We start from the raw sequence: 22423 nt of genomic DNA, 5'->3' as shown, positions 1-22423 counted from the left end.
AATAAAATCGAATACATAATTAACTCCCAACAAAAAATAGATATCTATACAGTACATTGTATCTATATAGATACCTTTTGGGAAAAGAGTTAACTACGAGACGGATAAATTCCATCAAGGCAAATGAAAAACTTTATCGCAAGCCAAGGTTGCCTATTTTCATGGGCTTCCTCACCTCCGGTAAATGCAACACTCTCATAATCTAGCTCGCTACCGTCACTGTTTAAATCGAAATGATCTAATATGGTATCATTGCTAATTAACGCAGCAGGTAAATTACCCGGAATAGTAGCCGCCACATTATTACTCGTGCTCCCCATCATTTGATGAGTATGTGGAGGTATCTGCTCTGTTGTTAAGTACACACTGCTATCTCCTCCAAATTGAGACAACCCCCAATTAATTAAGCCTGGACCTTGTCCAGAATGTATTGGCGTGCGCCCTATCAAGTTTGGTATCGCGAAAGAGACACGACCGTCTCCCCCGTACATGGTCCCAATAAGTGAAAATAGCGCACTATTTTGGCCAATTGGCATTAGTTGCCCCTCACAAGCAGCCCAACCTTCAGGCGTGAAAGTATAAGGCATCATTGAAATTTCACCGTAAAACGAGTCGCTCATAACGTTTCCTTTTAGCTTCTAGGGGGATATACACCGGCCATACAAATAACAAAATTGACAGCTAAGATCGGCGCGACATTCAAATGTCGATCACTTTGACCAGCTGAAGATACAGCAGCAGCACTCATGGGCACTATCGAACCACTTTCCGTTTCAGGCGCAAATTGCTCTGCTGTTCCAAGTACAGCACCAGATGGGTCTCCTAAATTTGCAGGTTCGGAACTAGCCCTAAATGAGTGGGTATGGGATGGGATCTGGGATTCAGTTAATGTTTCGAACTCTGTACCAAACTTTTGACCCAAAGCTCGAGGCGTCAACCCATGTCCTGAGCCTTGCCCTACAGGTACTCTTCCCCTCATCTCTGGTAGAGCAAAGCTAACTCTCCCATCTCCGCCAAATGTAGTCCCCAATAAAGAATATAAAGCTTGATTTGTCGAAATTGCAAGCTGCTGGCCGTCACAAAAGGACCAATGCATTGGAGCAAACGTGCCTGCAAACATAATAATTTCTGATAAATACCTACTAGACATAAACTATTCCTTATTAGCTTCGCTGAGGGTATAACCCGTCCAACGCTATACAAAAGTTGATAACGCAACTAGGCTGCATATTATTATGGGCTTGCCCACCCGATGCAGGACTAGCTGTCAATGTTTGCAAGCTGGTATCTTGCAAACTAGATGGGTTTGAAGGTGCTGTAGTGTACGCTTCGGCAATATCAGGATTTACAGAAGCAAATACAGTAGGTCTTTCTTGTTTGTTATTATTTGGTTTACGAAATATCCCGCTCGCACTTGAGACATTCACTTTGTGATAATGAGGAGGCATTGTCGCAAGGGTAATAGCAACGGTTTCACTACCACCTTGCGCCCCTTGAACCTCTCTTGCGCCTAAATTTGGATGCATAGGTACCCTCCCTCGTAGATCGGGTAAAGCAAAAGTCGTTCGTGCATCACCGCCAAATTGACTCCCTAACAAAGAGTACAATGCCTGGTGCTGTTGTATTTGCATTATCTCGCCATCACAGAAGGCATAATCGGTAGGAGCAAAATTACATGCAAATTGCTGAATCATTCCATAAAAAGGTGTCATAAGCTCTCCACTCTAAGATTCGTTAATCATTTTTTTACGTGAAAAAATAATCTCAATTTCACTGGGTGAATTGGGACACATAAATAACTCTACAGAACCCAGTTCAGGATGGGTAACCATATAATTTCCCTGTTGTGGTATATTACTGGTATCTGTATTTCTTAAATACACTATATACCCCTCCCAATGTTCATTCTTTGTGGGAGAATGGACAACTTCTGAAACCTGCAAATTAGCATGATAATCAGGTGATTTTATTTCTAGCGTTTGCCCTTCTATCGCTTTTAAATTTTCAAACGTATATTTTTCCATATTAAGCTCCTAGGCGGTGACGTATGGAGAGTATCAGAGCGTTAGCAGAGCCTTTAGTGTTGCTGATACTTGGCTCTTGCTCAGTTTGTTTCGCTACTAGGGTTTAGTACATATTTTACAAGTCTACAAACTTTTATTCTTTATCCCAGTGATTGATAGATTTACTAAATACCTAAATTAAGCTCTTATTTTTATAAAAATACATTGGTGGCGACACGATTCACATTAACCAACACGCCACTCGAAGTATATTCGAACTGCTGCTGTCGCATACCGCAGAGTACAATAACATTGCCACTAGAATTCAACTCCAACGATTTAATCCCATTAACTCTGTTTGGAGCGTCATACGCGAGCTCACCAATTGTCATCAAGTACGTGCCGTCGAAACTTAATTGATCTATGGTTGATAACTGCCTACCCACAACATAAATTAGTTGTTTTTCGACATCGACAGTAAAATCAACAACCCTATTGATATTACTTGGCAACGAGATGTGTTCTACACGATGACCATCAAGTGTGTAGATGTCTATTTGCTTTGACAATTCAAAATAGATATATAAGTAATTGTCTGAGCGCCGAATGATAAGAGGCTGGGTTTCGAAGGTTACCAACTCCCCCTGCGGGTTATGGATTGAAATTTTGGGTAAAGAGATACCTAAACCATCAAATTGCGCTAAAGGGACTTTTGGAATGACAGTGCTACTTCCTTGGTCAGCAGCAAAGGTGAAAGCTGGCGCGAACGCTACACCAAGCACACCTGCCACACCCACTTTAACAAATCTTCTTCTATCCACTATTGCAGCTCCTTATCTAAAATTATTATGTACTGCCACCAGTTCACACTCTACATAGTTACAAAGAGTCTGACAATTACACCTTATTACACAAAACCTTAAAAAATAAAAAACCTAATTATCAATAACTTATAGAAATTTAGAATAAAAACAAAACCAACACTGTTCAATTTTTAAAAACAATTAAAATTCTCATGCTAGACAAGTATTTACATTCCAATTACCCTATACCATTAACAAAAAATAAGAATTAGTAATCATATGTCTCTGACACAGTTTTCGGATAGCCATATTGTCGATGTTTTCCAGTCTGACAAATACCAACTACTTGAAAAAATTGGAGAAGGTGGATTCGGTAAAGTTTTCAAAGCACGCCAAATAAACACTGGGCAAATCGTTGCACTAAAATTTTTGGCGTTAGAACCACAACTGGAAGCGACGAAAAAACACAGATATGCGGAACGTTTCAATCGCGAAACCTTACTTTGTAGTCAATTAAATCACCCAAATATCGTACGATTATTAGATAAAGGACAATTAAATGAAAATTTAATGTTCGGGGTATTCGAGTATGTGGAAGGGCAAACACTACGGGACTATCTAAGTCAAAATGGTGCAATTGATTCAGTGTATGCAACCGACATCATGTTGCAGGTGTTAGACGCGCTCATTCACGCTCATCAACAGGGCATTATCCACAGAGACATAAAGCCAACCAATATCATGCTTAGCCAGTCTGGTGCAAAAACTTATGCCAAAATACTTGATTTTGGTATTGGTACACTGGCACAAGAAACCCGCCAGCATGACTTTGAAACAATCACACTTACGCAAGAAACATTAGGCACACCTTCTTACAGCGCACCAGAACAATTACGTGGTGAGCCAGCCTCGGCCAAATCGGATCTCTATGTCTGGGGTTTGGTATTTTTAGAATGTTTAACTGGCGTGCCTGCGGTCACGGGTACTAGCGTCGCATCGATTTATCACAAGCAATTAAGCGATGTACATATTCCAATTCCAAGCGCACTACTTGGCCACCCTCTTGCAGGGCTTCTCAGACGCGTACTCAATAAAAGCGCGTTGGAGCGCGTGATCACCGCAACCGAGGCATTCTCTGAACTGGCACGAATGAACGTATCAAACCTTGTTGGTGTACTAAATGATGTTAAAGCTCAACATGGTTACGACGAAACCACAGTAATGATCCGTGATGACGATCCTAACCATCGTGCCATTCAAGAATATACGGCGCTTACTGAGCGCAAACAGCTCACCGTTCTTGCGGTAAGGTTAAGTGTTAAAGCACTCGACAATCAAGATAAAGACTTCGATGTCATCGACACCGTTTATAAATCTCAACGCAATCACTTTATTGATATCGCGACTCGTTACGGCGCTTATCACGTGGGTAACCTCGCCGATACCAGCTTGTTTTATTTTGGCTACCCTGTTAGCAGCGATAACGATGCGCGGTTATCTGCTCGTACCGCACTTGAAATGATAAGCGAACTTGGCAAACGTAACGCACTAATGCAAGAAGCCCACAGAGTCGCCCTTAATGCTCACATTGGTATTCATACTGGTGTATTTATTACCTACGCCAATGCCGTACCTGAAGGTCATCACGCAAATATTGCAGCAGCACTCTCCCGTGAAGCCGGCGAGCGCCAAGTCTTATGTAGTGCAGAGTCACGCTCACTCCTTGATGCTTTTTCAGAATTCAATCTGTACGGCCAAGTTCAAATAGGCCCGTTATTTGAACTAACGCCGGTTTATAACTTGCAAGGAGAACGTCGCATCGAAGCATTTGGCTTTATGCGTGGTACAAAGAACCATCATGAACTTGTAGGTCGTCACCTTGAGCTTGAACAGACACTTTCACTCATTAATAACGAAGTCGAAGGTGCAACACGCATCGCCCACATTCATGGTGAAGCTGGCATAGGTAAATCTCGGCTACTGCAAGAAATTCGTGCTAATGCACCGCAATATCAGCATTTAGTCGCCCAGTGTTTACCAGAGCACCAAAATAATGCTTTGTATCCAATTTTAACGTTGGTCAAATACCTCTTTAACACCGAACAGCTTGACGCTCATTCAGCCAATACCGTGTTTAGTTATGTATTATCAAACGTGGATAGTAAGCTCGATTTAGTGCAAGCTATCCCTGTGTTGCTAGTTTGGCTCAATATCTCACTTGATGATGAAATTACGCCTTCTACACTTTCTCCCGATGAGCAGAAGCAAGTGTTGTTTAAAGGGCTTTGCGCATTGTTACTGTCAAACCGTCACGGGCTCAGTAAGTTTAAACTTTACATTATTGAAGACATTCATTGGGCAGATAGCACCACCTTAGAGTTTTTACATCACTTTGTCGGTGCGCTCGCTTCAGGTGATGTTTTACTAAGCACTTCAAGACAAGCGGTGCCAACTCAGTTGAAAGACCTTACCTTAGTGGATGTTTGCCTGAGAAAACTAACCGAGAAGTCCACCGAAGATTTTATCATTAACTTGTTTGATGGCCGCCGAGTGTCAGAGCGAGTTCTCAAATTACTTACCAGTCGCACAGACGGGATCCCGCTATTTATTGAAGAACTCGTCAACATGCTTAAACAAAAGGCATTAGTTGGAGATAAAGGGGGAGAAATTGACTTTCTCGCACCAGATAAACTTGACCAAGTACCTACGAGTTTAAGAGAGTCATTACAACAAAAACTAGATAGTCTTAGTCATGCCAAAGAAACAGCGCAACTTGCGGCAACGATAGGCCGAGAGTTTGAATATGATTTACTCGTTGCGGCATCTTCTTTAAGCGAAAACCAGATCCAAAACGACTTAAATGAGCTGATAGCAAACGACCTTATCGTGCACCAACGCCGCGTTGATAACGATAGCTATATCTTTAAGCATGCGCTGGTGAGGGATGCTGCTTATGAAAGTGTTAATCAAACCAGCATACGTTTGTTACATTCAGTGGTTGCTCAAACACTAAACTCATACAAAAGTGAGGATTACACATTAAGAGCAACTCATCATGAAAAGGCGCTTGAATACACTGATGCAACAGTGCTTTGGAAACTCGCTGCAGAAAAAAGTACACAGTTAGCAGATATAAATTCTGCAATACAACATTATACCTGCGCACTTAATACTCTCACGCAATGTACAGGCAGTTACGAAAACAAGCTCACAGAAATTCTAATAAGAAATGCGCTAGCACTGCACTTGGCTACCACATTGGGATATGCAAACAGCAGTATCACACCACATATTGACCGTTCCCGAGCACTGTGTAGCGAGCTCAACAACCCCCCTGAGCTGTATTCAGCTTTTTGGAGTATTGCATTAATTCAAGTCGTTAAAGCCGAGCATATCGAAGGATTGAACACGATACAACAACTACTTGAAATGGCTAAACAGCAAAATTCTGCAGCATTGGAAATAGCAGCTCTTCATTTAAAAGGCGGGATCGAATGGGCTAAAGGTGATCTGCTATTGGCTGACAAGACCTTTACTCAGGCATTGGCACTTTATAACTATGATGAGCACCACGAATACTTCAAAAGCTACCCATTTCCATTTGACTGTGCAATATCTTCACTGCCAATTCATGCCGGTGTTTCTTGGCTCATGGGTGATTACGAACGTTCTGATCAACAGCGAATTAAAGCTGATAGACTGACAGAATTAGATGATATTCCCGCATATCAAGTTCACGTTTACGCCCGTCATGCCTACATTGGAGTAATATCCAGAAGACGCGACCTAGCCGAGTATTACGCTGAAAAGGTCCTTTCACTTTCTGAGAAGCATGGATTCGCGCTTTGGTTATCCATTGGTAACGTAATAAAAGGCTGGCTGATGTGTCTTGATCACAATGTATCTGAAGGTCTTCCCCTCGTTCGTTCTGGTTTAGATGCTTACCTGTTAACGGACTCTATCGGTCATGTTGCTTGGCTACGAACAATGTATGGTGAATGCTTACTGCTTGCAGAAGATACTCAAGAGGCTTTAGAACAGTTAGATATTGCTATCAATATTGCAAATGAAAAACTTGATACGTTTTACTTACCAGAAGCTTATCGACTTAAAAGTATGCTGTGTACTACAGAATCTGCTCGTAAAGAACAATTACAAAGTGCTAAAGAAGTCGCTGAATTGCAAGGGGCACTTGGATATATCAACAAGTATTTAAAATAGGAAATTAAGAATGATAACTAGAACATGCTTACTGTTAGCATTGGGCTGTTCAGGGGTTGCGAGTGCATCAACAACTTTGCTTCCTGCGGACGTTTCATGTGATTTGAGCACGAACAATGCGATTGCCAATTTTACGCTTACACCTGAGCATTTATACGAATACTCATGGCAAACTTTTATTGCGATTAACCAACAAAAACAATTCGGCAAGCTTTCACTACCCGCTTGGGCTGACTGGATTAATACCGCAACACTTGCTGAAGTCAACTACACAAATGGCTATTTAAAGGAGTTCAACACGCCCGTTTCTGTTGAAGGCAAAGATACTCGAAAAAATATTACCACAGCAGATAGCTGGCAATGTGACTCTGGTTGTTTAGACTTAGATATGTCGTTAAAGCTAGATGGCGACGAAATCAAAATGCTAGGCCTAAGAGATAAAAATAACAACCCTGTATTTTTTGAAAAGCGTGTAAATGATAAATGGATGGAAGCACTATGGGATACCAAAGAAAACCTAAACGAAATTGATAACAACCCTGCTCTCAAAGACCTCGCGGGTTTCGCATTTAGGTGGGGCAGTTGTGGGCAAGGTAACACATCCGCTAAACAACCTCAGATTGCGTTAAAACTGGGTTGGCGCATACTCACAAACAAAGATGATAAACTGAGATACATCACCATGGAAAACATTAAGTTACATGGTTTTGCAGTAACACAAACACTCGGTCTCGTTGCCATGCACATCGGTGTCGGTACCAGTTCAAACCTATTAGTAGGTGATAAACCGACTTGGACTTGGTTGACATTTGAGCAGGTTGATACGCTTGAAAGTGAAACCCCAAAAACGATTCAATATAGCTTCATTGCTCAGGATGAATATAGCTGTTCCAATATATATACAGCCAATAGACCGACACCTCTTATTCGAGATGAGCCGATCCCCACTCTAGCTGCAACATATAATGATCAGTATCGCTCTAAGCTCAAAAAACAAAACTCAGTATTACAACATTACCAGCTTATTGGCTCACAATATCCACATATTGATAACGCGGGGTCATACCAGCGCTTTGACAAAAATGTTAGAAGTGTGGTTTTTGAGCCTTTTCTAGCTCAGGTGAATAGCAAATGTGAAATTCCTAAGTCACAGTGGACCGTCTCTGAAAGTATCAGAAATAAAGGGTCTGATTGCGCGAGCTGCCATAACAATCTAAATTATTATTACAATGAAAATAAAATAAAATGGACAGAAAGATTCAAAGATTTCACTTTAATAAACAGTGGAATACCTGGTATACCAATGAAAGAAATAACATTAAACCCTAAGGAAAAGTAAAATGGCTAACAATGCATTCATAGACTATCTAAACAGATTAAATATTGATTTAGACTTCAGATTAAATAGTCAGGACAACCCAATAAAATCATTGAATGGTTATGTAGACAACAAAGATATCACCGAAGAGTGCTTAACTATTGGTGGTAATAGTAAACTTTGCAAACAACCTGAAGAAAATCAACTTATCAAAAGCAACTTTTCTGCTGCACTAAACAATGAAGATTTTATCAGTGACTACCTTTCTCACTTCGAGGGTGAGAAAACAAGCAGTAAAGCTTCTATTACCGAGGGAGTTGAAGTCGTAGCATTACTTAATTTCTTACGTTCGATAGCATATGAAGAAACGTCTCACAGTGAATTTATTCAATCTCCAAGTGACTATATATCAAACTTCAGCGTAGAGTATAACAACACCAAAGCGGAGCTTTCTGCAGACGTAAAAGATGAACTACTTTCGTTGGTCTCTCAGTTTGGAGATATAAAAGGTAATGAGGAGAAATTTGTACGTGAATTATTCTCTCTTAAAATTATCTCGCAAAATTTAGCTGATAACGCAAATATTATTTGGTAATACGGTGAATACTATACTTAACAGAGTGTTAGATGAATCTCTCCACGAATTGTTAGGTAAAAAAACAACTGAAGGCTTGCAAGAAATTGCAAGCCTTTTTCCTCAGCTGTTTTCATCCTACTATTTAGAAATAAGAGATCTAGCTAGCCATGAATTAAGTCGATTGGATTTACTCTGCGCTATCGATCACCAATCCCCTAAAAAACGTACAAACTTTATCGATAATCGTTGGCTTCCTTTAATAGAAAATTTACGAAGCACCTATGCTAAATTGAAATCCCTTGACGAATTTACTCCGTTTTTATGGCTTGAATTTGATAAGATTCTGGTAAACAAACCAGAAACCATCGCAGCTCCCGGTGTGCATTACTGTCTAGAATCTGGCTATCCGGAACAACTCGCAGAGAAAAATGCACAGCTTAGCCACTATAAACCATATGTTTTTTCTATGGGTCTGTGCCAACAATATCACTCAAAAGCAAGTTTAACGCTATCTAGACTATTCAAACACTTACCGCTTTCGGGTCACATAATACATATCTCATTTATGCAGCAACGTAAGCCCGCCACAACAAAACTATATATTTCTATGCATCAGGATGAGGTCATAAAATACTTGGAAAAAGTGCATTTTCCCGGAGATGTAAAGGAAGTCGAGAAGATGCTACTGTTTTGGCGTGATATAAATGATAGCCCCTACTTATTTTTTGACTTAGCTATTGGAGATACACTGTTTGACCATTTCGCATTGGTCAGCTCCCCCGTATATTTTGATGAGCTCAACAACAAGTTTTCATTCCTAGAGAATAAGGCCGAATTATCGAATAACCTATGTAAGAAGCTCGCATCATCTGGACTAATTACTCAACAGAAATCGTCACTAATACAACAATGGTCATCGTCAAAATTTGAATTAGCTTGGACTTGGGTAGATTTTAAGCTGGTTAAAGAACCGAATAGAGCTGTTTACTCAAAAGCTTACTTAGGCTTGCAATCATGTGTAAATTAGAGCGCGCTTTGCGCCCTAATTTACAACATTCAATTATAAAGCGAATTTCCCTCTTGCTGCATGAAGCTTCTTATAGCTTTCAATAAGACGCAGGTGCTTATCTAAACCTTCCAACTTCATGTTAGTGGGCGTTAAACCATAGAATTTCACATCACCATTAATTGAGCCAATAACCGCATCCATCACGTCTTTAGAGAACATGCGGGTGAAGTTGTGGATGTAATCTTCTATTTCTAGCTCTTCATCCAACGCAATTTCAAGCGTGGCATGCATTGCTTGGTAGAATAAGCCTCGCTCAACCGTGTTGTCATTAAACTGCAAGAAGGTTTCAACTAGTTCAATGGCCGCTTCGATATCGCCAAGCGCTAGATAGATTAAAATCTTAAGCTCAAGAATTGTAAGCTGACCCCACACCGTATTTTCGTCAAACTCAACACCAATTAGGGTGATAATATCGATATAGTTATCAAGCTGGCTGTCTTCTAAGCGCTCAACCAAGTTAGCTAATGCTTCGTCATCTAGAGAATGGATGTTGAGAATATCTTCGCGATATTGCAGTGCTTTATTGGTGTTGTCCCAAATCAGATCTTCAGCAGGGTACACTTCAGAAAAGCCAGGAACCAAAATACGACAAGCGATCCCTAAGTCTGTGAACTCCGCAATATAGGCTTCTTTACCTAACCCTTCCAAAATGCCAAATAACTTATCGCATTCTTCTTCATTCGTGCCTGTAAAATCCCACTCAATAAAATCGTAGTCATGCTTCGCACTAAAGAAGCGCCAAGAGATCACCCCCGTTGAATCGATAAAGTGTTCAACAAAGTTCTCCGGCTCAGATACCGCCATACTGTTAAACGTAGGTTTTGGTACATCGTTTAAGCCTTCAAAGCTACGCCCTTGTAACAACTCGGTTAAACTGCGCTCAAGTGCCACTTCGAAGCTAGGATGCGCCCCAAAAGAAGCAAACACACCGCCTGTTTTAGGATTCATCAGGGTTACGCACATTACGGGGAATTGACCGCCAAGAGATGCATCTTTCACCACCACAGGGAACCCCTGCTCTTCAAGCCCTTTGATCCCTTCAACAATACCTGGATATTTAGCAAGTACAGACTCTGGCACGTCAGGGAGCACGATTTCCTGCTCGATGATTTGCTTTTTCACCGCGCGTTCAAAGATCTCAGATAAACACTGAACCTTCGCTTCAAACAGGTTATTACCGGCACTCATACCGTTACTTAGGAATAAGTTTTCTATTAGATTTGACGGAAAATACACGGTTTCACCATCAGAATGGCGAGTATACGGAATAGAACAAATGCCGCGCGCTACATTACCTGAATTTGTGTCGATTAGATGTGAACCGCGTAGTTCACCTTCTGGGTCGTAAATTTCACGAGTGTAGTCGTCTAAAATCTCAGTAGGAAGCGCATCATCAGCTTCAGGCTTAAACCACTTTTCGTTCGGATAGTGAACAAATTCAGCATTTGCGATTTCTTCACCAAAAAACTGATCATTATAAAAGAAGTTACAGTTTAAACGCTCAATAAACTCACCTAGTGCTGAGCACAGCGCGCTTTCTTTGGTTGCCCCTTTACCATTAGTGAAACACATTGGTGAAGCAGCATCACGAATATGCAAAGACCAGACGTGTGGCACGATATTACGCCATGACGCGACTTCAATCTTCATGCCTAAATCCGAGAGGATCTTGGTCATATTTGCAATAGTCTGTTCAAGCGGAAGATCTTTACCTAGGATAAAAGTGCTGTCGCTTTCGCTGGTATCAACCATCAGCATAGCCTGAGAATCATCTTCAAGGCTTTCAACCGCTTCCACTTGGAATTCAGGTCCTGTTTGGATCACTTTTTTAACGGTACAGCGGTCAATTGAACGCAAGATGCCTTGGCGGTCTTTTTCAGAAATACTTTCTGGTAGCTCCACCTGAATTTTAAAAATTTGGTTATAACGGTTTTCAGGATCAACAATGTTGTTTTGCGCCACACGAATTCCATCCGTTGGAATGTCACGCGCATTACAATATACCTTCACAAAGTAAGCAGCACAAAGCGCTGAAGAAGCTAAAAAATAGTCAAATGGACTTGGTGCTGAACCATCGCCTTTATAGCGAATTGGCTGATCCGCAATCACAGAAAAGTCGTCAAATTTGGCATCAATTCTGAGATTGTCGAGGTAATTTACTTTGATTTCCATTGGAAGGTTCCGGTGTGTTGCAAACGAAAACGCTAATTGTACTTGAGGAAGCAAAGCGGTGCCAATGGAAGTTTCTGTTTATTCGAGTTGAGTTAATATAAACAAAATCCACAATGTAACCTACCGTAATTGCTCTAACAGGCATTTTAAGACACTATGGTCAGTGCTGTAGCTGAGACAGATTCTATTTGGCAGGCGAGTGAATATACTCGACAAACAATACTTAAGTCTGGCAAGCAACAAAATAACTAGGAAGTACATGCATGACGATTGTGAGCAAAAACAAACTCGATTTTTACAAAAACAACGGCTTCGTTTTATTTGAACAACCTTTACCCGACACGCTGCTGGAAAAACTGAAACAACTATCTAATGCGCTTGAGAATAAAGCAAAACAAGCACAGCAAGACGGAAAAGTCGCGACTCAATACCATTTATCAAATGAATCAGGTGAGCCAAAACTTTTTCGTTATAATGATTTGCTTTTTGAAGCGCCCGAGTTAATTATCGAACTACTCGCAACACCAGCAATGTTAGCGATCAGTGAACACCTTTGTGGTGCAGGCTGTGTTCCATTGCAATGTGACTTAGTCTGCAAATATCCACATCCCCACCCTCACATAGCCTGGCATCAAGATGCTCCTCATTCTCGTCATTTTGCATATTTAAATGTCGGTATCTATCTTGATGATGCGAATATAGATGACGGGTGCTTACGCTATTTGCCAGATTCCCAACACCAAATTTTGGATATCTATTCTCTCTCGAGCGAATATGGCTGGAATATTCCTGGGGTTGTACAGCAACCAGCTAAAGCCGGAGATATTTTAGTTCAAGACATGATGGTTTTACATGGCTCTGAGCCTAAACGCAGTGAAGGTCCTAGAAGAACAATATATGTAGAGCTTCGACCACTTGCAGGTGTCAATGAGAATCAAAGTAGTGAATGGGCTGAGCTTAGAAAACAGTGGATGGCACACGTTATTCAGGCTGCAGACCCAGAAGACGTACCTGAGAATTGGCTAGCCGTTTATGGTGAACCCAATTCTGATTTAAATACGCTAGTAGAGCGTATCAAACAGAAGCGAGAGGCCGTGATCCCAGCTGCTTGGGCACCGAAAATTGTTGAGCATCCAGACTACCCTACACCCGCCGACCTACGTTAGTCTGCATGAAGTAATTGTCATCGCTTATCGATGACAATTACCTCTGACCATGCCGTGTTTGAAATTTTCTCTCACTCCATCTTAGCTAAAATCAAAAACACGATTTACTTCAATGCCATAGCACACTTCTTCAAACCTAAATCGTTTCATTGTTATCCCTTGGGCTTGGTCGAGATTTACCGCCCCATGCTTTTCGTAAAAGCGTCTCGCTTGTTTGTTCTGCTCATAAATCCAGGTATACGCGCTTTGGCAGCCTTGCTCATAAAGCTTCAATAGACGCGCCTTCAACAGCGCTTGACCTAATCCACAGTTCTGATGGCTTGGCAAAATATAACCGCGATATAGTTCACCCGCATTTATTCTCGATACTTTTTGGCTAACCGGATTATACATTCGACGGTAATTACCCGCCGCACCGCAGCCTAATATTTTCCGACCATCAGTCACGAGCAAAGCCGTTTGGCTTGCAGAATTCTTAATGATCTCCGACCAAATAGTTGCGAAAAATTCGACGGTTCCCCCAGCTAGCACTTGCTCTGGTAAAAACCCGCTAAAGGCCGCTTGCCAGCTCACTTTAGTCACAACCGCCATTTCTTCTATATCTGCGGTGCTAGCAGTCTTTATGGTGATTTTTTCTGGCAGGTTAAATACGTCAACAAATGCCTTTTCATCTAACTCAGTGATATCCATATAAACACTCAAAAGCTCTTTTAGGTAACAATTAACACATTATTGTTACAATCTGTGATTTATACAAATATTTATTCCAACTTCCTTCTTGCTTTGATATTTACCGTTTTTCACAAGGCTGGCCACTATCAAAATTTATACCCAAATTGATAAATATCATCTAGGAAAAGCTCCTCAGCCAATTTTAACGCTAAATCTGAGTAGTAATGACAGTAGTGACTACTTGATGCTTGATTATAATAAGGCAAATAATAATCTTTGCTCCCCAACTTTCTTAAAATTCGCTTACTGTCTTTTTGATAGTTTTCAAAGCGGCAAATTTCATTGACGAGTGAATTTCCCAAATGGTCAGATAACTGGGACCATTGACTCCACCCTATTCCGCCGTGCTGCTCTGTAACCATTTCTTGTACAAATAGTTCAAACTTCTCTTTCTCATCATAATGACGTTTCTCAGATACCACTTCTGAGTGTAGACTTTTACCTTTCTCTAATAGTGAATACCAAGAAACAAGTCTTTCCCATGGGTTACGTACAAAAGCAAATTTAAACGTACTCTCAAACTCATCCGGCAATGCCGCTCTAGCCTCTAGAAGCGACGCATGCTGGCTGCCTATCATCCTTAGGTCTGGCGCCGTTTTCCTGAGGACACTACATAACGACGTACCACCAGTGCGACTAATGTGGCAGAACAAAAAATTGTACTTTTTAGAATAAAACATAATCCTCAATCATTTCAGACTGCAAAATGCATTTTCTTCGCTTTGTTAAAGCCTCCATAACTACAAAGTCGAAATCAGGTCTCGCTGACTCACCTTACCAAGTTTAAGCTGCTCGTAAGAGTGATAAATAGCTTTTTTGCTATCTTGCAGTCGCTGAGTAATATCTTCACCTTCAAGTAACGCGGCTTGCGCGGCCTCTAGCCTATCTTGCGTATCGGTAATAATTGCGGTGAGTTTTGCTTTATCTGATCTAATTAGCGTACTGTCCTGCTCAACTTTTTGCTCAAGCATAGTTAACAACTCTGAACGCACTGAAATGGTTTTATACTCTTTAAAGTCCAATCCCAGATGATTAAATAACAACGCTTGGTTCATCTCTTCTGGTGCAATTTCTACTTCAATCGGCATCTCTACAATGTTCGTCATCATTTCACGATACATCTCGATGTTATATTCACGGCTGCCTATTTTGTGACTTGAACTCACCAAAGATTCATGGGCTAGCTTTTCAGCTTGCTCAAAATGTTTGGTAAGGTAAGTCGATTGGGTGTTGTTCGGCGCTTTTTCTCGTACAGCCTTTGCGGCTTCCATAAACGAAGGTGTTCCCGAGTTTTTTGCCGCCGAATTAGAAATGTCTTGATCACTCACAACATTATTGTTCTTTCGACTATAAAGATCGCTCGAACCATACATTTGTGAATAGGGTGAATTTTGAATGTACATACTCGCTCCTTGGTGCATTGACTGTTCTAGTACAGCAATAAGTGCGCCAAGGAAGCGTTATTAACCTGATCTCGGGTTAGTTAGGGTCCTAAGAGTCTTTTAACCACTTTTTCGATGTAATCGGGTTTTGCCAAACCAAAGTTTGCCGTTCAAGCGCTTAATATTACTGCACTTGAGGCAAACTTTTTCCGCTATCGATTAATTAACTTTCTCACGCCAACGGATCATCAACATATATACTACGGGTAACACCACTAAGGTAAGTAATAGCGCGCTTGCCATGCCGCCCACCATAGGCGCGGCGATGCGGCTCATTACCTCAGAACCTGTGCCCGAACCGTAAAGGATTGGCAATAACCCGATAATAATCGTTGCCACCGTCATCATGACTGGACGAATACGCTTGCCCGCGCCTTCTAAAATGGCATTGTTAATGGCCTCAACTGTCAATGCTTGCGGTTTATCTTTAAGCTCCCTTATGGCTTGGTTGAGATACACGAGCATGATCACGCCTATTTCAACCGCAACACCTGCAAGCGCTATAAAACCAACGCCTACCGCGACCGAAAAGTTAAACCCCTCAAGGTATAGTAACCACAGCCCACCAATCATCGCCATAGGTAACGTCGCCATGATGATTGCCACTTCGCTAAAGCTTCTAAAGTTCAAATAGAGTAAAACGATAATGATCCCAAGCGTGAGCGGCACCACATAAGTCAATTTAGCTTTAGCACGCTCCATATACTCGTATTGACCAGCCCAACTGATGGAGTAACCTGCAGGTAACTCCAACTGCTCGCTCAGTACTTGTTTAGCTGCTGCCACATAGCTGCCAACATCGACACCATCTAAATCAATAAACGTCCAACCATTAATGCGAGCGTTCTCGCTTTTAATGCCCGGTGGCCCGTTTTCAATATAGATAGTTGCCACATCACCTAGGGCAATATTTAATCCCTCGGCGGTGACTATAGGAAGCTTCCGCAGCGCTTCGGGAGAATCGCGTAAGTCTTGCGGGTAACGCAAACTAACCGGATAGCGCTCTTGTCCTTCAATGGTTTGCGTGACATCCATTCCACCAATTGCAGTTGCGACCACTTGCTGGACATCAGCAATATTGAGCCCAAATCGCGCGGCTTTATCACGTTGAATATCGACCTTAATATAGCGTCCCCCTGCTACTCGCTCTGAATAGACCGAAGCGGTGCCCTTTACCTGACTCAGAATACGTTCAAGATCTTGACCAATATTTTGGATAGTATCTAAATCTGGACCTGCGACTTTAATTCCAACAGGCGTTTTAATCCCCGTCGCGAGCATATCAATACGCGTTTTGATGGGCATCACCCAAGCATTGGTTAAGCCCGGAAACTGCACTAGCTTATCGAGCTCTGCTTTGAGCTTTTCAGTGGTCATTCCCTCACGCCACTGATCTTTAGGTTTTAATTGAATAAAGGTCTCAATCATCGTCAACGGGGCAGGATCGGTTGCGGTTTCCGCGCGACCGATTTTACCAAAGACATTTTTTACCTCGGGCACCGTCGCTATCAACTTGTCGGTTTGCTGTAAGATCTCTCTGGCTTTACCAATCGAAATACTTGGATATGTAGTCGGCATGTACATTAAATCCCCTTCATCCAAAGGCGGAATAAACTCACTGCCGATTTTATCCACTGGATAAAAGCCAACGACAGTAATAACTGCAGCGGCTAACAACGTCAGCTTGGGAAAGCGTAATACTTGTTTCAACAAGGGCGTATACGCGCCAACCAACATTCGATTGATTGGGTTTTTATGCTCGGGCACAACTTTACCGCGAATAAAGTACCCCATCAGCACAGGAATAAGCGTAATGGCAAGCCCTGCCGATGCGGCCATCGCATACGTTTTAGTGTATGCCAGTGGTGCAAACATACGTCCTTCCTGCGCCTCAAGAATAAACACAGGTAAGAAGCTTACGGTAATAATCAACAAACTAAAGAACAGTGCAGGACCCACCTCAGAAGCCGACTTAGCAACGATTTCCCAGCGGTTTTCATCATTGAGTGGCGTTTTTTCCATGTGTTTGTGCATGTTTTCAATCATCACGATTGCACCGTCGGTCATCGCCCCAATAGCTATGGCTATGCCACCAAGGGACATGATATTTGCGTTCACCCCTTGAAAATACATCACGATAAAAGCAACCAGAATGCCAAGTGGCAAAGTGATCACGGCAACCACGGAAGAGCGAATATGAAATAAGAACACCACACACACTAAGGCCACAACCACCAGCTCTTCGAGCAGTTTAGACCAAAGATTATCAATGGCTTTGGTGATAAGCTCGGAGCGATCGTAAACCGTCACCACTTCCACCCCTTCAGGTAAGCCGTGTTGTAGCTCCGCGAGCTTTTGTTTTACCCCATCGATGGTTTTTTGCGCGTTTTCTCCAAAGCGCATGACTACAACACCGCCAACAACTTCTCCTTCGCCGTTAAGCTCAGCAATGCCACGACGCATTTGCGGTCCAATATTGACAGACGCAACATCTGCTATCGTTAATGGCGTGCCTTTGACAGCTTGCCCAAGTGGGATAGCTTCAATATCTTTAACGCTTTGAATATATCCCGTACTTGTCACCATATATTCGGCTTCAGCCATCTCAATCACAGAAGCACCCGATTCTTGGTTACCGCGTTGCAACGCCTGCTGCACATGCGTAAGCGGAATACCGTAAGCGCGCAGTTTATTGGGATCAACCTGTACTTGATACTGTTTCACCATACCGCCAATCGGCGCGACTTCTGACACACCGGCAACCGATTGCAACTCAAACTTTAAAAACCAATCTTGTAGGCTGCGTAGTTGGCTAATATCGTGTTTGCCGGTTTTATCGACTAATGCATAAAGATACACCCAACCCACCCCAGTGGCATCAGGGCCCAACTGCGGTTTTGCCGCATCAGGTAATTGTGGTGCGACTTGACTTAGATACTCGAGCACACGACTGCGCGCCCAGTAAAGATCCGTTTTATCGTCAAAAATAACGTAAACATAGGAATCCCCAAAGAAGGAATAACCACGTACGGTTTTTGCGCCCGGGACGGAGAGCATTGCCGTGGTCAGTGGAAATGTCACCTGATCTTGCACCACTTGTGGTGCCTGTCCTGGATAAGGTGTTTTGACAATGACTTGTACATCAGACAAATCCGGAATGGCATCGACAGGCGTGTTTTTAAGGGTAAATAGCCCAGCCCCCACCAGCATAAGTGTCAGCAGTACCACAAAAAAGCGGTTGTATACTGACCAACGAATTATTGCTTGGATCATTGTAAACGCTCCTTAGTGGCCTGAGTGCATATTCATCGACATCTCACCTGCAGGTTTGATATCAGTCACCACAAATTCCTCACCCACTTCAAAGGTGAAAGTCACCTTCATTCCTGTCATAAGCTGGCTTAAATCAATGTGCTCAGCTGCAACAAAGTCCATCGTTGTTGCGGGACGGTCCCATTTTTCAATGGCGCCGCGAGAAATATTAAGCACTCGGGTGTCAGGGGTGATGGTGTTTATCACACCGCCCACTGTTGCTGTAGGCAGTGTATTTTCGGTCGTATTTCCTTCGGACATAATGTGAGTGCCAGTCAGTAATACGCTACCGTCATCTTGTTTCGTGGCTTCAAAATGCAAAGTCTGTCCAGGGCTTAATTCTTCAACATCGACACTGTCAGCCACTGAAAAATCCATCACCATTTCAGGCCATTCCCACTCGGGTACGGGTTGATGATCGATATTCACCACTCGACTTTCATAGTTCACGCTTTGAATTTCTCCTTCAATCCAAACTGACTTAGCCTCTGCAACTGGCGCCATACGCATAAAGTCAGAAGTAATGCTCGATTGAGAATCAATCAGGAATTGGGCTGACGTAACTATCTTGTCTCCTTCGTTAAGGCCATTGAGGATTTCAATGTTTTCATCACCAATTTGACCCAGTTCGACGGCAACCGATTTAAAGCTACCGGGTGCAACTTCAACGACAACACGGTTTTGTTTGGCGGTGCGGATCACAGACTCACTCGGCACTTGTAATACATCGTCACGAGAATCGGCATGAATGTTCACTTGCGCAAACATATTCGGCTTTAATAGTGCATCACTGTTGTCAAATCTAAGCCTTACTCTAAGTGTCCGTGTTTTTTCATTGAGTGAGGGGTAGACGTAATCGACTTGCCCTCGCCACGTTCGGCCGGGTAAAAAGTCTAACCTCATGGAAACCGCTTGTCCCTGAGCGACCAACATAGCATCACGTTCAAATACGTCAGCTTCGACCCAAATTTCGTCAAGTTTCGCGATACTCATGAGCGTTGTACCTGGTTTTACGTAAAACCCTTCTCGGATCTGGAGTCCATCCAACACCCCAGATTGACGCGCATAAAAGGTAATGCTTTGATGCACTTCACCCGTTTTTTTAAGCGTATTGATAAAGTCATCACTCAGGTGCAATGCTTTGAGCCTTTCGTGCGCTGCGTTTATCAGCGCCTGATTATTACGCTTTCTAGCAATAAGATATTCTTCTTGCGCATTGACCAGTTGCGGCGAATACAAGGTGTACAGAGGTTCGCCTTGTTTCACCGGATCTCCTGCTGCTTTCACGTAGAGCTTTTCAACCCATCCCTCAACTCGAGGGTGAATGTGAACTAAGCTATCTTCGTTGTACTGAACATACCCAACAGTCCGGATTTGGTGAGACATCGCTTGACGCATGGCCACCGCAGTGCGAACGCCCAAGTTGTTTTCAACGTGAGGCGCTATCTCCACAACCCCCTCACCAAATTTTGCATTCGCAGACTCTTCTTCATACACAGGCACAAGATCCATTCCCATCGGAGACTTACCTGGCTTATCACGACGATAGTTCGGATCCATAGGCGCGACCCAATAAAGTGGCGCTTTCTCAGCGTTTTGCGCTACCGCAGATTCGTTACTTGAAGAGAGGTTCATCCCAACTAGCACACCTGCCGTTAATGTCGTGACCGCAACCAGCGTCATTTTTAAGTTGTTATTCATGGCTTGCACCCTCTTCAATTTGAGCCAAATAATAGTTACTGCGTACTACCGCTTTTAACAATGCAATATCAATGGAAAGCGCTGATAACTGCGCATTCAGTTTCGCGATGCGCGCCCTCACTACCTCGGAAAAGTCCCCATCGTCATTGGTATAAGCGGTCAATGCAGCTTCGGCCTGTTCAGCGCTTTGTGCCACAATTGATTTTGCGTATAGCGATTGCCTTTCTTGCAATCGTTGGATAGTTTGAATTTCTCCATTTAAGTTTGAAAACAGCTGCTTTAGCACCAGCAACCGATCGGTTTTACTCGCCTCAACTTGTGCGGTCGCTGCCGCTTTTTGTTGGTCTTGTTTTCCATCTGTGAATAACGGAACGTCGAATGACACACCAACGCTGAAAAAGTCAGTGCGAGACATCTGATCCGGCGCATCATCCCGATATGCGTAACTCGCATTGACGGAAAACTGTGGTTTATATGCCTGCTCAGCTAACTTTACCCCTTGATTGGCGCGGTATGTATCAACGTCGGCGGCAACAACCAACGGATGATGAGTCAAATGTTGTACTACAGCTTGGCTATCAACTGGACGTTGCTGCATCAACTTTGGCGCAATTGAGCGGATCAACGGCAGTGTCACTTCGTTTTGTTCAAGGACACTCAGTGCATTTGAATTAGTGAATGCATCATTTAATAGCCATTGCGAAAGCTTTGCCTTAGCGGTGTTAAGCTGCTGATAAGCCGCGGAACGCTTGTCGTCTAATTGCATCACCTCAAGCTGAGCACGGATCACATCTTGCTGACGTGTTGCACCCAGCGCATTGGAGTAGCTAGCATTGGCTATTTCTACCATTTGGTCGAACAGCACACTATCGCGTTCAATCAGTTCCAACGTCTTTTTGGCTTGTACAATATCAAGCCACACCTGAGAAACGTCCCGGCGCACTTGCGCTCTTCTATCCGCTTGTAAAATCGGTTGCTTTTTAGCGTCAAGTGCCAATTGCTGACTCTTAATTTCGAGGCTATCTCCTCGCGGTAACATCTGCATCACGCCAACTTTAAGCTGAGTCATCCCCTCTTGATTAAACTCCCAACTATCAACAGGCAGATTCATCATACCGATGGACACCTGAGGATCAGGATAGCTTAGCGCTTCGCGGCTCATAGATTGCATCGCAGAACGCTTGTATTGGCTAGATTTAAGCCAAGGATCGTTACTGATGGCGGCATCTATCGCTTGCTCTAACGTTGCAATATTGGCCTGTGCTATCTGTGGCAGTATCAGTGTTGCGATAAACAGGGAAACTTTAATTGTCATTAGAATTGCTCCTCATAGCTGTCGATTTCAGCAAAAACCTCATAGCTCCCATCTTTTTTAAGTAGCAATACTTGATAAGGCATAAAACGCTCGCCAACTTCCATACCAGGCGATCCAAGTGGCATAGCCGGCACACTCAAGCCGATATTTTGCTTATCTTGAGTTAACGTTTCGTTTTGCAAAAACTGTTTAATAAACTTGGCAGGAACATGCCCTTCAAAAATAAAACCATTTTTAGAAACTCCAGAGTGACAAGATTGATAATTTTGCTTAATACCAAACTTACTCTTAAGTGAGCCAAGATAATTTAAATCGGTGGCTTTGTGCGCGATACCTTGTGCAGTTAAATGGTTTAACCACAGCTCACAACAGCCGCAGGATGGGGACTTAAAGACTTCCAATTCTATATTGGATTTACCGTATGCCATGGCACTCATTAGCCATAGCGTCATCACTAAATAAAACTTTTTCATGCTAACCTCGCATGTAATACCAATTACGTTAGTGCAACTGGTATCACTCAATTCGTTGAAAATTACGCCAAAAAAGACGATTAATTGTACAAAACTATGAAATTAAGGCAGATCTGCCC

General features: G+C 42.7%; 18 protein-coding genes. 5 read left to right on the top strand and 13 right to left on the bottom strand.

Going from position 1 to position 22423, the window contains the following annotated elements; translation table 11 throughout:
* Nucleotides 1–89: 89 nt before the first annotated feature.
* The 5 genes from CTT31_RS19600 to CTT31_RS19580 all read right to left on the bottom strand — a co-directional run bounded on the left by CTT31_RS19600 (nucleotide 90) and on the right by CTT31_RS19580 (nucleotide 2824).
* Nucleotides 90–620 carry a phage tail protein gene (locus tag CTT31_RS19600; protein WP_211857249.1) on the bottom strand — a complete coding sequence of 177 codons (531 nt, stop codon included), beginning with the start codon at nucleotides 618–620 and terminating at the stop codon, nucleotides 90–92.
* 11 nt (nucleotides 621–631) lie between these two features.
* Complete coding sequence (locus CTT31_RS19595; RefSeq protein ID WP_211857250.1) at nucleotides 632–1150, bottom strand: phage tail protein; 519 nt, start codon at nucleotides 1148–1150, stop codon at nucleotides 632–634.
* 13 nt (nucleotides 1151–1163) lie between these two features.
* Nucleotides 1164–1712 (bottom strand): phage tail protein, encoded by a 549-nt coding sequence (locus CTT31_RS19590; protein ID WP_211857251.1) that lies wholly within the window; start codon nucleotides 1710–1712, stop codon nucleotides 1164–1166.
* Between the two features lie 12 nt (nucleotides 1713–1724).
* Nucleotides 1725–2024, bottom strand: a complete 300-nt coding sequence (locus tag CTT31_RS19585; RefSeq protein ID WP_211857253.1) for a DUF6916 family protein — start codon at nucleotides 2022–2024, stop codon at nucleotides 1725–1727.
* 191 nt (nucleotides 2025–2215) lie between these two features.
* Nucleotides 2216–2824 (bottom strand): hypothetical protein, encoded by a 609-nt coding sequence (locus tag CTT31_RS19580; protein WP_211857255.1) that lies wholly within the window; start codon nucleotides 2822–2824, stop codon nucleotides 2216–2218.
* A gap of 261 nt (nucleotides 2825–3085) precedes the next feature.
* Here CTT31_RS19580 and CTT31_RS19575 point away from each other — a divergent pair, with 261 nt between their 5' ends.
* The 4 genes from CTT31_RS19575 to CTT31_RS19560 are packed head-to-tail and all read left to right on the top strand — an operon-like array spanning nucleotide 3086 to nucleotide 9949.
* Nucleotides 3086–7027 (top strand): TOMM system kinase/cyclase fusion protein, encoded by a 3942-nt coding sequence (locus CTT31_RS19575; RefSeq protein WP_260492836.1) that lies wholly within the window; start codon nucleotides 3086–3088, stop codon nucleotides 7025–7027.
* Nucleotides 7028–7037: 10 nt separating this feature from the next.
* Nucleotides 7038–8366 (top strand): hypothetical protein, encoded by a 1329-nt coding sequence (locus CTT31_RS19570; protein ID WP_260492835.1) that lies wholly within the window; start codon nucleotides 7038–7040, stop codon nucleotides 8364–8366.
* Between the two features lies 1 nt (nucleotide 8367).
* Nucleotides 8368–8940 carry a hypothetical protein gene (locus CTT31_RS19565; RefSeq protein WP_010377775.1) on the top strand — a complete coding sequence of 191 codons (573 nt, stop codon included), beginning with the start codon at nucleotides 8368–8370 and terminating at the stop codon, nucleotides 8938–8940.
* A 4-nt stretch (nucleotides 8941–8944) separates the two neighbouring features.
* Nucleotides 8945–9949, top strand: a complete 1005-nt coding sequence (locus tag CTT31_RS19560; RefSeq protein WP_260492834.1) for a hypothetical protein — start codon at nucleotides 8945–8947, stop codon at nucleotides 9947–9949.
* 33 nt (nucleotides 9950–9982) lie between these two features.
* On the opposite strand, the gene CTT31_RS19555 is transcribed toward CTT31_RS19560, so the two are convergent.
* Nucleotides 9983–12163: an OsmC domain/YcaO domain-containing protein gene (locus CTT31_RS19555; RefSeq protein ID WP_260492833.1), complete on the bottom strand. Its 2181-nt coding sequence runs from the start codon at nucleotides 12161–12163 to the stop codon at nucleotides 9983–9985.
* Nucleotides 12164–12426: 263 nt separating this feature from the next.
* On the opposite strand from CTT31_RS19555, the gene CTT31_RS19550 reads away from it, so the two are divergent.
* Complete coding sequence (locus CTT31_RS19550; protein WP_260492832.1) at nucleotides 12427–13329, top strand: phytanoyl-CoA dioxygenase family protein; 903 nt, start codon at nucleotides 12427–12429, stop codon at nucleotides 13327–13329.
* Nucleotides 13330–13410: 81 nt separating this feature from the next.
* On the opposite strand, the gene CTT31_RS19545 is transcribed toward CTT31_RS19550, so the two are convergent.
* From CTT31_RS19545 to CTT31_RS19515, 7 genes are all read right to left on the bottom strand, one after another.
* Nucleotides 13411–14019 (bottom strand): GNAT family N-acetyltransferase, encoded by a 609-nt coding sequence (locus CTT31_RS19545; protein WP_039494918.1) that lies wholly within the window; start codon nucleotides 14017–14019, stop codon nucleotides 13411–13413.
* Nucleotides 14020–14147: 128 nt separating this feature from the next.
* On the bottom strand, nucleotides 14148–14741 hold the full coding sequence (locus tag CTT31_RS19540) for a sulfotransferase family 2 domain-containing protein (protein ID WP_211857269.1): 594 nt from the start codon (nucleotides 14739–14741) through the stop codon (nucleotides 14148–14150).
* A gap of 60 nt (nucleotides 14742–14801) precedes the next feature.
* A complete protein-coding gene (locus tag CTT31_RS19535; protein WP_211857271.1) occupies nucleotides 14802–15464 on the bottom strand; it encodes a hypothetical protein in 663 nt (220 codons plus the stop codon).
* A gap of 198 nt (nucleotides 15465–15662) precedes the next feature.
* On the bottom strand, nucleotides 15663–18776 hold the full coding sequence (locus CTT31_RS19530) for an efflux RND transporter permease subunit (RefSeq protein WP_260492831.1): 3114 nt from the start codon (nucleotides 18774–18776) through the stop codon (nucleotides 15663–15665).
* 12 nt (nucleotides 18777–18788) lie between these two features.
* Nucleotides 18789–20516: an efflux RND transporter periplasmic adaptor subunit gene (locus CTT31_RS19525; protein WP_211857275.1), complete on the bottom strand. Its 1728-nt coding sequence runs from the start codon at nucleotides 20514–20516 to the stop codon at nucleotides 18789–18791.
* Nucleotides 20509–21831, bottom strand: coding sequence for a TolC family protein (locus CTT31_RS19520; RefSeq protein ID WP_260492830.1), 1323 nt, complete (start codon nucleotides 21829–21831; stop codon nucleotides 20509–20511). The genes CTT31_RS19525 and CTT31_RS19520 overlap by 8 nt, the downstream gene beginning before the upstream one ends.
* On the bottom strand, nucleotides 21831–22304 hold the full coding sequence (locus CTT31_RS19515; protein WP_260492829.1) for a DUF411 domain-containing protein: 474 nt from the start codon (nucleotides 22302–22304) through the stop codon (nucleotides 21831–21833). The genes CTT31_RS19520 and CTT31_RS19515 overlap by 1 nt, the downstream gene beginning before the upstream one ends.
* Between the last annotated feature and the right edge of the window lie 119 nt (nucleotides 22305–22423).

The sequence above is a fragment of the Pseudoalteromonas maricaloris genome (assembly GCF_024746855.1).
GTDB lineage: Bacteria > Pseudomonadota > Gammaproteobacteria > Enterobacterales > Alteromonadaceae > Pseudoalteromonas > Pseudoalteromonas maricaloris.
Note: the sequence above shows the minus strand (reverse complement) of the source record. Positions and strands in the feature narration are given on the sequence as shown.